Below are 13,651 nucleotides of genomic sequence, written 5' to 3'. Positions count from 1 at the left end.
TACGAAACTACGAAATTCCCAACCCTACCCGATCCGCAACACCAGAAAATAGAAAATGACACCTGGGAAGTATCTGGAGTAGGGGCGGTTCGCCCTTCGGCAGGCTCAGGGCAAGCTCACCTACCGCCCCTGCACAGCCTCGAGCCCAAATCACACTCCACCTGTCATTCTTGAGGTGCCCAGTTATCCTTCGGAGCCATACAAGAGGCGAGCCCGACTAAGGGGATAGGGCTGAGTCGGGCGAAGTCCCCCGAAGCCGGTTAGGCGAAGGGGGGAAGAATCTGGTTTTGGGAGATCCTTCGCTCCGCTCCTCGTGGAACGAGGCAGGCCCCGTTTCTCACGAAGTGAGATACACGCGGCCTCACGCCCTCTCCAATGGCGTAGCTCCATTTCGATTTTCGATCTTCGATAAAATAGAAAATGACACCTGTTTCGAAGGCAGGGGGATGAGGTGAAGAGAATTTCTCGGGTGAGGACGGGTGTGGGTTGGGAATTTCGTAATTTTGGGTCTTCAGCGTACAGCTTAGTGAGGGTGTTCGTTCTTGAACAGTCAGGCCCGAATGTTTAGTCCCCAGTCAGAGCGGTCGAGTACAGTAATCCTCCCATCAAACTTGGTTTGAGAGTGCCGGATTCCATACACGATTCTGTGATTGGGAGGGTTTTTCTCGGTTGCCCTGTCGAACCAGTAGGTGGCATAACGCTTTGCATCTGAAGGGCTTAGGGTTCCCAATAAGAAGGGCCGGGGAGGGATGGCAAGGAGTTTGCTACTCCAGAAAGCACCAGAATCTAAACATAGAAATATGGTCCTAACCAACGAAGAAGCCAAGATGGGCAGTACTGACCAAGCATACAAGAACCAGTGTATGGAGGCGTCCGTGGAACTGGGAAAGATCCTGAGGAAAGCATTGGTCAGCAAACTGACTCAAGGAAGGGAGGTGACGGCGATCAAAGGAGAAACGGCTCTATGAATGTTATGGAAGCTGACAAGCCGAATGAGTTGTCAGGAAGAAAGGAGGTGGTTTGATTTCCGGGATGAATCGGTTGTTATAGTTGATGGGAATGGAAACCTGAGTGGAACTTGACAGAATACAAGATCCACAAGAAGCAAGGAGAGGAGTAGGCAAAATGAAGAAGCTAGGAGTAGCCTTGATTGCAGCAGTCGTGTGCCTGGGAGTGACTGGAGTGGCTATGGCTGCCAATTCCGACAATATTACGGTGAACTACCAGATTTCAGCAATCAATGAGATGAACGTTGACGACGCCGCTGTAACTCTCAACATCAGCACAGCCACCGCAGGTCAACAGCCTGATTCTGCGATTGATGCCACCACTTACGACATAACCACAAATCAGACGGCCAGGAAGCTCACCGGAGTTCTTGACTCAGATATGCCAGCAGGTCTCACCCTTAGGTGCAACGTTACTGCTCCAACTGGTGGCTTAAGCGCCGGCTGGACCGCACTTAGCGGTACGGCAGCTGATCTTGTGACCAGTATAGAGACAGTCGCCGAACCAGACATAGCGTGGAACTTCTCACTTAATGCTAACGTTTCTGCCGGAGTCGTGGCAGCAGCAACCAGGACATGCACATTGACGCTCACAGCTGAATGAGCCTGAAAGGAGGCAGGCCCTTCTTGGGCCTGCCTCCTGTTTCTCTTTGGGAGGAGGCAAGGATCAAAGGAACAGCTAGATTTCTCTCTTTGGTTCTTCTATTTTGGTTGGCTGTCACAGGACCGATTGCAAGGGCGGACATATCGATTACAGCCTCTGGTGATTGGACCCGCACAATTGACGCAAATGACCTGCAATCCGGTGCCGGGAGCGATTTGACAAGTACCTATGAAAGTGCTACTGACCAGGTGACAATAGATATCTCAGGAACTTTGGGCGATTTAGACAACTGGAGAGTGGATGTTGCAAGGATTGACTTTGCTTGGCACAGCGATTTACATCAATATATAAAGAGGACATCTGATGGCACGGGCGGTGGGAGTATCTCAGGTGGAACTAGTTACCAGGAAGTGATTAACACCTGGCAGACCTTTTTCAGTGGCAGTGGTGATAGGAGTAACATCGCCGTGCAACTGAAACTCACGGGTGTTTCCATACAAATTCCAGTTAATAACTATTCAGCTATGATCTTTTTCATGGTGATTGACACCAGTTAAATGGAGCGTGTCGATGAAGCGTAGAAGAAGAATGACCTCGTATCTTCTAGTTTTCTGTTTGTTTTTGCCCTGTGTAGCAAAGGCGGGGCTGACCGTCGTAGGCGGCTTGACACACGTTAAGGATGCGGCCCTGGGCGAGAGTTATCGGGGTATCATTTTTGTCACGAACAAAGGTGAAACAGCCCTGGAGGCTAAGATCCACCAGACGGACTATCTTTTCTTTTGCAATGGCAAGAACATATATGGAGAGCCGGGAGGGATTCGGCGCTCCAATGCGAACTGGATTGAGTTTAGCCCGCGTCGACTACTGATTCCACCCAAGAGCATTTCCCAGGTAAATTACACAGTGAAGGTTCCATACGGCAGAGCTCTGGTCGGAACCTACTGGAGTATGCTTATGTTGGAAGAAATTCCAAAAGGGTCTTTCGAGGCAATTAAGCGAGAGAGAGATAAATCGCAAGTGGGTATCAGGATGGTGTTACGGTACGGCATCCAAATGATCACCAACATCGGTGACACTGGAGTCCGGAAATTGAAATTCCTAAAGACAAAAGTTGTGAGTGAGCATAGGAAGAAGTTCTTGCAAGTGGATATTGAGAACGTCGGTGAAAGGTGGTTAAGAGCGTTGCTATGGGTCGAGCTTTATGACATAAGGGGCAGTTACGTGGGCAGGTTTGAAGGCGGAAAGCTACGCGTATATCCCGGGACCTCTGTGAGATACGAAGTGGATTTGAGTCATGTACCGAAAGGCAAATACGATGCTCTGATTGTTGCAGATTGTGGCGGTGAGGATCTGTTTGGAGTAACCTACACACTGGAGTTTAGGAGATGAAGAAGATCCTTTTGGCTGTCATATTTATGGTCTTGGCTGTCAGCTTCCTTGAGGCTGCCCAAACGGGTGTGGAGGTGAGAGCCCGTGGAAAACCAGTGATCAGGACTAAGCCAAATAGAACAGTAACTGCCGTATTTCAAGTGACCAATAGAATGGCAAGAAAGGTGGAATTCACTACTGCAGTGAGGTTCCCCAAGGGGTGGAAACTGCTTACCAGAGACTTCAGGTTTACCCTTCGTCCAAATGAGAGTGACATAAGGCTGTTCAGTTTTTTTGTACCCCAGACAGCGATAGCCAGAAAGTATAACGTTATCTGGACAGTCAAGGGAAGACGATATCCCTCCATCACGGACTCATATACTCTCCCTGTGGTGGTCTCGCCAACCACCAGAGTGGAAGTAGGATTACTGAGAGCACCGGAGTATGTTCTTGCCGGAAAGGATTATCAGGTTCTTTTCTTGGTCATAAACAAAAGCAACAGTACGAATATTATAGACACAAGAATAACAAGCGAACCGGAGCTACCTTTGAGGACTGACATAGAAAAAGTTACCCTCGCACCAGGCGAATCGAAGATGGTTATTGTAAGTGTAAAGACTGATCCAGGAATCAGGAGTCTGGTGAGGCATCACCTGAGACTGGTTGCCCGGGTCACTCGCGAGGAACAAGTAGAAGCTTATGCGGAGAGCTTTGTGCAAATCATCCCCAGGATAACTGGGGATGAAGGACGCTTTCATACAATCCCAGCAGGCATAACACTGAGATATATCGGCCAGCAGAATGCGAGAAACACTTCTGGGTTTCAGACAGAAGCCTCCTGGGATGGGACACTGGATGAAGAAGGGGAAAAACACATCAAGGTCTTGTTGAGAGGCCCGAATACTCAGAATAGGTCGGTCCTTGGTGAGCGTGATGAATACAGGCTAAGTTTTCAGACCGAACACTACGAGCTGTATTTGGGGGACCACACTTACTACCTCTCCCTCCTGACTGAGAACCGATACGGTAGGGGTGTCAGAGCCAAGGTGAATCTAGCTCCCTTGAGCTTAGAAGGTTACTACCAGAAGAGTCAATGGACCGGACCAGAGGATAGGACAATTGCAGCTCGGGTGGTTGTTTCCCCAAATGATCAATCCAAGATAGGTCTTGGTTATCTTAGAAGAGAAAAGGAGCTTGCCCGTCATGATTTTGTGAGTCTTCAGGGCCAACTCAGCCCTTTTGAGAATACCAATGCCGAACTCGAATACGCATTCGCCGTGAAGAATATTGATACTGACAGAGAAGAGGACAACGCGTATGCAGTGAGACTGAAGAGCTACCAGGCCTGGATGTCTTTCTGGTTAAAGTTCATTCACGCTGGACCCAGCCATCCAGGCTATTACAAAGATGTGGATTTTCTGTCGGCGAGCGTTTCAGCTCCCATAGTGAAAGACCTAAGGGCCTATGCCGGCATTCAACGGGGCAAGCACAATCTTGATCAAGACACCACACTTTTCGCAGCTCCTCTGGACCAGTATTATCAGATTGGACTGAGGTATAGGTTCAGGACGGGGACCCATTTTTTCCTCGAATATAGCAACAGGAGTCACGAAGACCTCCTGGCCGGATCAAAATTCGATTACGATGAAAACACCTACAGGCTGGGAGCAGGGCAAGGCTTCAAGAAATTCAGCCTTAACAGTTCCATTGAGATTGGGCAATCGACAGACAATCTAACTGGCCAAAGCTCTGATTTGGGAAGATACACCGTCTCTTCCTCGTTCAGGCCAGCCACCAACCAGTCCTTTAGTGTTTACGTGCGGTATACTGACATTTGCCATCCCCAGTGGGAAAAGAGACGCTACATAAGTACTGGGCTGAAGAGTTCCATTCAATTGGCCACTGTCACCTCGTTCAGTCTTGATGTTCATACTGATAATTTCCAGGAGCCCTACCGGAGAGGCAGGGATAGATTCGGGATAGAGTTGAGTCATGTACTCCCCAACAACAACAAGGTGTCAGTCCGTGGTATTCACACCAGAGATAGAAATTCAGATAAGATCGATGACACTGCCTTATTGGTTGAATATAAAGTCCCTTTTGGACTGCCAGTAAGCGTCAAGAAAAGCATCGGTAGAGTCAAGGGCCACGTCTACGACCATGAAACCAAGAAACCACTTCTAGATGTGATTCTCAGGCTCAACGGCGCCACTGCAGTAACCGACGGGAAAGGTAATTTTGACTTTCCCTGTCTGAAGCCCGGTACCTACCATCTGGACATAAACGCGGCAGGAATTGGTCTGGACAGGATTGTCATTCGGAAGACACCCATTGAGATAACTGTTAAGCCCGGAAAGGAAACCTTCATCCAAATAGGAATGACACGTAGGGCGTCTCTCTTGGGCCGGATCATGCAGTACGGTCCTGAAAACAACCACAACAATCATTCCCTGGGACAAGGGAATGGGAACGGGAATGGAAATGGGGACTATCTCGTTGTTGGAGAAGGGAATGGGAACCACATTTCCCAGACCAATGGCGACACAAGATTGGTCAAGGTCAATGGACTGGCAAACATCCAAGTGGAACTGATGAACGGAGTGGAAACTTTGAGGTGGCTGACAGACAACAAAGGGTACTTTAGATTCGAAGACTTGCGGCCAGGCAAATGGACACTCAGGGTAGCCAATGAAAATCTACCCACGTACCATTACCTTGAAAAACGCTCAATTGAACTTGAGTTTGGGCCAGGAGATAAACAGAAGATTTTGGTAAGAGTATTACCAAAGAAACGCCGCATCCGCATCATTGAACACGGTGGAATCATAAGTGCGAAATGAGAGCTGACGACAATACTCTGGAATAGACTACAGGTTTGCACCTGGCGTTGCGTCGATAGATCATTCGATAGAAAAGTGGAGACCTCGGCTGATGGAAGAAAGGGAAGGGAAAGAAGACATGAAAGCCGGGCTCCGCCAGTCCCGGGGGGTTGGAGCAGTAACAGAGCTGGCCGGGGACATGGGCCGTGATTTCCAAAACCCACTGGCGGCAATTCGCGTTTACACCCATCTAGTACTGAAGGAGCTCGGAAGACACTCGGGGGTCCATCGAAATATGAAACGAATCCATGGAGCCTGCATCTGGTTGGTTTCAATGAAGAATCGCCTCTGTAGAGCTGTCAGCGACCTTACAACGCGATTTGGACGATGTTACTGCCCCAGCGACAACGGAATGAACCAGCAAAAAGAAGGCACACCATGAGACAAGAGAGACTTTCTGCGGTAGAAAAGACGCTTAGCGTTCTCAAAGAAGTCTTGACCCCATTTGTTACAGGGCTTCAGGAATCTGAGGACACAAAGCTTCATTCCTTGCTCACGAATGCGCTCAACCAATGCCTCATAGAGTACGCGCTTAAGACAAAAGGAACCCAGATTGCGGCAGCCGAGTTCCTTGGGATAAGCAGGAATACTCTGAGAAAGAAGATATGCAAATACAACATAACAAGTGCAACGGCCTTGCGCTGAGCCAGAGGACGAGAGGCTGAATCCTGAGTTGAAAGTGCGAATTGAGCTTTGGAGAACAAAGGAGGTTCAACCACCCGGCCGTACCGCAAATTGAGATGGGAAATGGAATGGACAGAAGAGAAAACGTTCTGATAGTTGATGACGATGAGATCACCTGCAGATGCATGAGGCTCCTGCTGGAAAAGAGAGGTTACGATGTAGAGGAGGCTAGGAGTGGACAGAAGGCCTTGGAGAAGGTGCGGATGAAGTTTTTCCACGTGGCTCTACTGGAAATTAGTCTGCCCGACATGGGAGGGATAGAGTTGGTAACGTCTTTGAAAGAACTCCACCCTGACACGGAGATTATCATAGTCACCGCTCACGCCTCGCCAGAAGATACAATGCGGGCTCTGAATGAAGGAGCATCGGCCTACGTCACTAGACCGCTGAACATAGATGAGGTGTTGGTGGCCGTCAGGAACGTTCTTGAAAAGCAGCGGTTGATTGCACGGAAGCGGCAAGCGAAGGAGGCGCTGAGGCAGAGTGAGAGTCGATATCGCGGTCTTTTCGAGGATTCTCCGATTTCACTATGGGAGGTTGATGTGTCCGCAGTTAAGGGATACATAGATATTCTGAGAAATTCGGGAGTGAGTGACTTAAGAGCGTATCTCCAAAGCAATCCGGAACATCTTTCCAATTGTGCAGTCAGTATCAAAATAGTTGATGTGAACAAAGCTACCCTGGATCTATACAAGGCCAGAGACATAGAAGACTTCCAGCGTGGGTTGATTCCGATTTTTCGTGAACGATTACATAATCCTTTCACGGAGCTGCTTGTATCGATTGCTGAAGGGAAAACTGCATTTGAGAGTGAAGTTACCACCTATACCTTGACAGGCGACGCAAGGCAGGTTGTGGCAAGATGGACGGTGGCTCCAGGTCACGAGGAAACACTCTCGAAAGTCTATCTCTCGATCGTCGACATTACCGAACGCAAACGGGCGGAGAAGGAGCTCCGGGAGTTCGAAAAGATGGAGGTACTTGGAACGCTGGCTAACGGAGTGGCTCTTGACTTCAATAGTCTGGTAAGGTCAATCCGTGGTAATGCCAGTCTGGCCTTGATGAAGGTACCAAAAGGCAGTGCAGCGTATCCATATCTGAGTCACATTGGTGAAGCCTCCATCCGTGCAACTAATGTCACCAGTCAATTGCTCCTGTTCAGCCAGTACCAGCCTCTGACTTTCGAGGAGCTCGATCTCAACAAGGTCATTCTAAACTCAGTCAGTATCCTCAGTCGGCTGATTGGTGAACAGTACGGTATTATCAAAGAATCTGGTGCGCATTTGTGGCACATTAATGCCGATACCAGCTATATCGAGCAAGTGATAATGAATATGTTTGTAAATGCCAAGGATGCAATGCCAGAGGGTGGCCAAATCGCTGTCAAGACCGAGAATGTGCACGTGGACAGGAGGTACTGCAACACTCACGAACATGCGCGTCCCGGGAGATTTGTCTGCCTATCGATCAAGGACAACGGAGTGGGGATGGACAGCGCCACCATGTCCCACGTATTCGAACCTTTCTTTGGCTCCGAGAGGCCTGCAGATGCCATTTGTCTTGGCCTTTCTGTGGTTTACGGGATCGTCAAGAAGCATGGAGGCTGGATAGACGTTGAGAGCCAGCCTGAACAGGGTTCTGTCTTCAGGATTTACTTCCCGGCTGCTTCGGCGGTCGCAGGAGAAGAACAGAAAAAGGGTCGTTCCAGTCGATGTGTCTCACGCCAAGGACGAGAGAGTCTTGCTTGTGGAGAATGAAGAAGAGGCGAGGGTTCTTCCGGAGCGGATGCTTCGTGAGAGTGGATATCACGTATTTGCGGCGAGGAATGCAAAGGAAGCGTTCGATGTCTTTGAGAGAAGAAATGGCGACTTTCGTATCCTCCTTACCGATGTTGCTTTGCGTCATGAGAATGGTACGAAGGTCGTGGATCGGCTTCTTGCTAAGCAGGCTGAGGAAACAAAGGATCGACGGACTATTGAAGAGAGAACCTATGGTTTTCTGCAAAAGCCATATGTCCTGCCAGAACTACTCAAGGCGTTCAGAGAATGCGTGGGAGGAGTCAATCTGCAAATGCTTCTTCTTACACTGATTACAGAATTGACCGAGCTGAACAATGGCCACAATGAAACATAGCTGCTTATTTACGAGAGATATTCCTATTCAGGTCTTGAAGGAGATCCTGACCCCGGTTGTCATCAGGGTTCGGGAAGCGGAAGAGGAAAAGGTCTATCAGTTACTCATGACCGCACTCGACCACTGTCTTGTCGAGTATGCTCTTCAAACAGAAGGAAACCAACTGGCTGCAGCGAAGTTCCTTGGCGTAAGCAGGAATACTCTGAGAAGGAAAATGCGTAAGTACAATGTAACAAGCGCGAGGCAGGTGCTCAGAGCCGGACTGAGGATCGGCCATCCAGTCGGTTGAAAACTCGTGCTGCACCCAAAAAGCTGTGACACGATAAACGGATTGCGAGCTGGGGGATGAAAGCAGAAAGAAAGAACCTCGAGATCCAAGAAGACAACATGGGCGTTCCCGCCACCGTCATAGTAGCAGAAGACGACAAGGGGCTTAATCGTTTAATACAGGAAAGCCTGCAGCGAGAGGGATTTCACACCGAAGGCGCTTTTACGGGATCCGATGCCATCACCAGATTGATCGAAAGACCGAATGCTTTGCTGTTGTTGGACTACGTCCTGCCAGACATGACGGGAAAGAGAGTCATTGAGACCCTTGTCGACAAAGAGTGTAGTGTTCCGTTTATCGTCATGACCGGGCACGGTGACGAACGAGTGGCGCTCGAGACGATGAAGCTGGGGGCCAGAGACTGCATAGCGAAAGATGAAGATTTCATGGCCACCCTGGGGCACGTGGTGAAAAGGGTCTCTCAGGAGTTAGAGAAAGAGAAGAGGTTAGCAGATGCTGAGGGGGCATTGCGAGAATCTGAGGAGAAGCTACGGGCCATGTTCGATTCTATCGCTGATACGATTACTGTGACAGATTTGGAAGGAAATATTGTTGATATGAATGAAGCGGGAGTTCGTATGTTTGGCTACGGCAGCAAAGCTGAGCTGAGAGGGTTAAGGTCTATCGAACTGATAGAGAAGGATCAGCAAGGTGAAGCTGTTGATGGAATGAAGGATACACTCACGGTGGGTTATGCGAGAAGCGCTGAATATACATGCGTCAAGAAGGATGGCGAAGAATTTCCTGCCGAGACGTGCACAGCTGTACTCATGGACAGTTTCGGGAATCCTTCAGGCTTTGTCACCGTTACAAAGGATATAACAGAGCGGAAGCGAGCAGAGAAGGAGAAGCGGAGAATCGAATCTCAGCTTCTTCAGTCGCAGAAGATGAAAGCGTTGGGAACACTGGCAGGCGGGGTGGCGCACGACTTCGGCAATCTCTTGACTGCCATTCGGGGATACGCAGATCTCGCCTTAATGAAGGCACAACAGGACGACGCTGTCCATCCATATTTGAGAAATATCCGCGAAGCCTCCACGCGGGCTGTAGGGCTCACCAGCCAATTGCTGTTGTTCAGTCGGCGCGAACGCGTGACTTACAAACCGCTTGACTTGAACAGAGTCGTTTCGGACCTACTCAGGATGCTTGAGCGGCTCATCGGCGAAACCTACTCTATGGATGTGGCCCTTGGGTCACAGTTATGGAGTGTCAACGGCAACATCGGGAATATCGAGCAGCTGGTTATGAACCTGGTGGTGAATGCTAGAGATGGGATGCCGGAAGCAGGAAAAATCGTCATCAGGACTGAGAATGTAGAGATAGATGAGAAATACTGCATGACCTACGGTTATGCGCGTCTCGGAACATTTGTCTGCCTCTCCGTCAGGGATTACGGGATTGGGATGGACAGTGCAACCATTGCCCACATATTCGATCCCTTCTTCACCACAAAAGGTTCAAAAGGGAGCGGTCTGGGGCTTTCAGTGGTCTATGGCATTATCAAACAGCACGAGGGCTGGATTACTGTTGAAAGTCGTCCCGACAAGGGTTCAACCTTCCGTGTTTATCTCCCTGCCACCTCTGAGCGGGTAGGGAGGCAAAAAGAGGAGACTGACCTGGTCAAGGAGTATCAAGGCAATGGCGAGGAAATTCTAGTCGTGGAAGATGAGAAGGTGGTGAGGCTATTGACTGAAACCATCTTCCGGGAGAATGGATATGTTGTGTTTGCTGCTGGCAATGCCCGCGAAGCATTTGAAATCTTTGAGAAGGAAGATGGGAATTTCCGTATGATTTTCAGCGACGTGGTTTTGCCTGATGAGAGTGGTGTAAGACTGGTTGACCGGCTCACTGTCGCGAATCCCAGTCTACACGTTCTGCTTGCCAGTGGATACACTGCTGATGCAGTGGACTTGCAGACCATCGAAGAGAAGGGATATCGCTTCTTGAAAAAACCCTATTCGCTGGTCGAGCTGCTTCAAACCACCAGGGAGCTCCTCGACAAGGGTCAATCCAGTGGCGACTCTCCCACTCCTGACAAGGAACCAATGGAATTAACAAGCGCAACGGATGAGAGTAAAAGAAGTGTAGAATGATGGACGTGACCATTAGAGGCAGAAAATGAAGGGTACAGACCTGAAGAAGAAAGAGAATATAGGAAAACCCATGGAAGTACTCGAAGAGTCCACTGGGCAGGAGGCGCAGGAAAAGCTGTGGGAGAGTGAAGAGCGCTATCGTGTCGTCACAGAAACGGCCCTAGTGGGAATCACGATTGCAGATCCTGAGGAGAATTTGACGCTCGTGAACACGGCTTTTGCTGAGATGGTCGGCTATTCTCAGGAGGAGCTTTTGGGAATGAACCTCTCCATGCTTACGGATCAGGAAGAGTTCAACGAGTACAAGAAGCAGACGCAGAGAAGAAAGAAAGGGTTATGCAGCTTTTATGAAAGCAAGCTGATGTGCAAGGACGGGACAGGCAAAAATGTACGCGTTTCTGCTTCGCCTCTGTTAGGGGTTGATGGTTGTTTCAACGGAACAGTGGCAGTCATCACAGACATCACCGACCTCAAGAAGGCCGAACAAGCTCTTCGCAGTTCGGCTCAGGAGTGGAAAAAGACATTCGACGCGATTGGCGATGCTGTTTGCCTCGTGGACAAAGACTCTAGAATCCTAAGATGCAACCGTGCAATGAAAGACCTGGCTGAGAGACCTTTCGAGGAAATCATTGGACGTACTTGTTGCGAGTTAGTGCATGGAAGCGCGGAACCGATTCCAGGATGCCCCATGTCCAGGGCGTTAGAGACCTGCCGGAGAGAGACAATGACTATTCCAATTGGTGACCGATGGCACTACGTGGTCGTTGATCCGATTCCGGGCGAGGATGGCAGCCTGGTGGGTGGCGTTCACATCGTTCGGGACATCACCCAACAGAAGCGGGCTGAAGAAGCGCTACGTGAATCCGAAGAGAGACACAAAACTCTCTTCGAATCTGCTGCTGAGGGAATCCTCATAGCCGACATTCGAACAAAGCGATTTAGATATCCGAATCCAGCGGTAAGTAAGATGCTGGGTTACAGTGTGGACGAGCTCAAACGAATGAGTGTAGCCGACATTCATCCTAAAGAATCATTAGAGCACGTAATCGCCGAATTTGAGGCTCAAGCCAGAGGAGAAAAGACACTTGCATCAGATATTCCGTGCTTGAAAAAGGATGGGACAGTAATGTATGCAGACATAAATACAGCCAAGGCTTTGATAGATGGAATAGAATGCAACGTAGGGTTCTTCACGGACATTACCGAGCGTAAGCGAGCCCAGGAAGAAAGAGGAAAGATGGAGGAACATCTTCGCCAACTGCAAAAGATGGAGGCCCTGGGAACGATGGCTGGTGGTATGGCTCACGACTTCAACAACTTGCTGACGGCTATCCGAGGGTACTCCGAGTTCGGACTGATGAAGTCGCCAGAGGACAGTGTACTCCGTCCATTCCTGAGCCACATTCGTGAAGCATCCATTCGCGCAGCCGGTCTCACAGAACAGTTGGTCCAGTTTAGCCGCAGGCAGCCCCTCGCATTGAAACCTCTTGGTATCAAGAAACTCATTTCAGATATGGTCAATATGTTTCGGCAGCCCATCGGGCAGGAGACTGCGATTGTCACCGATTTTGCCCCGGACCTGTGGGCTGTAAGGGGCGACGCCCGTAACATAAAACAGGCCATCCTCAGCATGCTGGTAAATGCCAGAGACGCCATGCCAGAAGGTGGAACGATTGTGATCAGAGCCGTCAATGCCGAAATAGATGAGGAGTACTGCAGGAACCACGACTATGGCAAACCAGGGAGATTCGTGTGTCTCTCGATTGAGGATACTGGAGTCGGTATGGATGACGGCACGAGGCCCCACATATTTGAACCGTTTTTCACCACGAAGGAGCGGTGCGAGGGGATAGGGCTCGGGCTCTCAGCAGCCTATGGGATTGTCAAACAGCACAAAGGCTGGATTGATGTGAAGAGTACGCAAGGGCAAGGCTCGTGTTTCATGGTCTATCTCCCCTCCAGTCCCGATGGACCAGAGGAGGAGCGCCCGGAGGGTGATTCTGCTGAAGCCCCTAAGGGACGGGGAGAGAGGGTCCTTGTAGTTGAAGATGAAGACGACGTCAGAGAACTTGCGGAAAGTGTGCTCAGGGATAATGGATATACCGTGTTTGCGGTCGTCGACAGAAGAGAAGCACTTTACATCTTCAGCAGGGAGGGCGGTAAGTTTGATCTTGTCTTCAGCGACATAGTCTTGCCTGACGGGAGTGGGGTCAACCTGGTGGAACGCTTCGTCGCGCGCAAACCAGAACTGCGGGTTCTCCTTGCGAGCGGCTATACTGAGGAGATAGCGAACTGGCAGACATTCGAGGAGAAAGGCTATCACTTTCTGCAGAAGCCCTATGCGGTGACGGACCTACTCTGTGCCGTCAGGGAATTACTTGACAAAAAGAGATGAGATGACGAAAATCGAAAACGAAATAGTGCCCCTTGCTCTTTGCACCTACGACAGAGAAAACAGCTGTCATTGCGAGCCGAAAAGATCCAGCCGGCATCTGAGCGGGATGAGGTATTTTTGGTCCTTCGCCGGCGGGAGCCGACGGAGGAAGAGCGGCGGC

11 protein-coding genes are annotated in these 13,651 nt (G+C 49.9%); all 11 read left to right on the top strand.

Going from position 1 to position 13,651, the window contains the following annotated elements; translation table 11 throughout:
* The first annotated feature begins 749 nt into the window (after nucleotides 1-749).
* The 11 genes from E3J62_07390 (at nucleotide 750) to E3J62_07340 (ending at nucleotide 13,491) form a co-directional block, all read left to right on the top strand.
* On the top strand, nucleotides 750-968 hold the full coding sequence (locus E3J62_07390; protein ID TET45574.1) for a hypothetical protein: 219 nt from the start codon (nucleotides 750-752) through the stop codon (nucleotides 966-968).
* A gap of 157 nt (nucleotides 969-1,125) precedes the next feature.
* The gene (locus E3J62_07385) at nucleotides 1,126-1,611 is read left to right on the top strand and encodes a hypothetical protein (GenBank protein TET45573.1); all 486 of its coding nucleotides are present in this window, start codon (nucleotides 1,126-1,128) and stop codon (nucleotides 1,609-1,611) included.
* Between the two features lie 89 nt (nucleotides 1,612-1,700).
* Complete coding sequence (locus E3J62_07380; GenBank protein TET45598.1) at nucleotides 1,701-2,168, top strand: hypothetical protein; 468 nt, start codon at nucleotides 1,701-1,703, stop codon at nucleotides 2,166-2,168.
* Between the two features lie 13 nt (nucleotides 2,169-2,181).
* Nucleotides 2,182-3,000, top strand: a complete 819-nt coding sequence (locus E3J62_07375) for a hypothetical protein (GenBank protein TET45572.1) — start codon at nucleotides 2,182-2,184, stop codon at nucleotides 2,998-3,000.
* Nucleotides 2,997-5,819, top strand: coding sequence for a hypothetical protein (locus tag E3J62_07370; protein TET45571.1), 2,823 nt, complete (start codon nucleotides 2,997-2,999; stop codon nucleotides 5,817-5,819). The genes E3J62_07375 and E3J62_07370 overlap by 4 nt, the downstream gene beginning before the upstream one ends.
* A 366-nt stretch (nucleotides 5,820-6,185) precedes the next feature.
* Nucleotides 6,186-6,503 carry a hypothetical protein gene (locus E3J62_07365; GenBank protein TET45570.1) on the top strand — a complete coding sequence of 106 codons (318 nt, stop codon included), beginning with the start codon at nucleotides 6,186-6,188 and terminating at the stop codon, nucleotides 6,501-6,503.
* Nucleotides 6,504-6,544: 41 nt separating this feature from the next.
* Nucleotides 6,545-8,299 (top strand): hybrid sensor histidine kinase/response regulator, encoded by a 1,755-nt coding sequence (locus tag E3J62_07360; GenBank protein TET45569.1) that lies wholly within the window; start codon nucleotides 6,545-6,547, stop codon nucleotides 8,297-8,299.
* Nucleotides 8,157-8,675 carry a response regulator gene (locus E3J62_07355; GenBank protein TET45568.1) on the top strand — a complete coding sequence of 173 codons (519 nt, stop codon included), beginning with the start codon at nucleotides 8,157-8,159 and terminating at the stop codon, nucleotides 8,673-8,675. The genes E3J62_07360 and E3J62_07355 overlap by 143 nt, the downstream gene beginning before the upstream one ends.
* Nucleotides 8,656-8,964, top strand: coding sequence for a hypothetical protein (locus tag E3J62_07350; GenBank protein ID TET45567.1), 309 nt, complete (start codon nucleotides 8,656-8,658; stop codon nucleotides 8,962-8,964). The genes E3J62_07355 and E3J62_07350 overlap by 20 nt, the downstream gene beginning before the upstream one ends.
* A gap of 56 nt (nucleotides 8,965-9,020) precedes the next feature.
* Nucleotides 9,021-11,096: a hybrid sensor histidine kinase/response regulator gene (locus E3J62_07345; protein ID TET45566.1), complete on the top strand. Its 2,076-nt coding sequence runs from the start codon at nucleotides 9,021-9,023 to the stop codon at nucleotides 11,094-11,096.
* Between the two features lie 25 nt (nucleotides 11,097-11,121).
* Complete coding sequence (locus E3J62_07340) at nucleotides 11,122-13,491, top strand: PAS domain S-box protein (GenBank protein TET45565.1); 2,370 nt, start codon at nucleotides 11,122-11,124, stop codon at nucleotides 13,489-13,491.
* Nucleotides 13,492-13,651 lie beyond the last annotated feature (160 nt).

The organism is candidate division TA06 bacterium (genome assembly GCA_004376575.1).
GTDB lineage: Bacteria > Hydrothermota > DG-26 > E44-bin18 > E44-bin18 > E44-bin18.
This window is presented reverse-complemented; position numbering and strand designations above follow the sequence as displayed.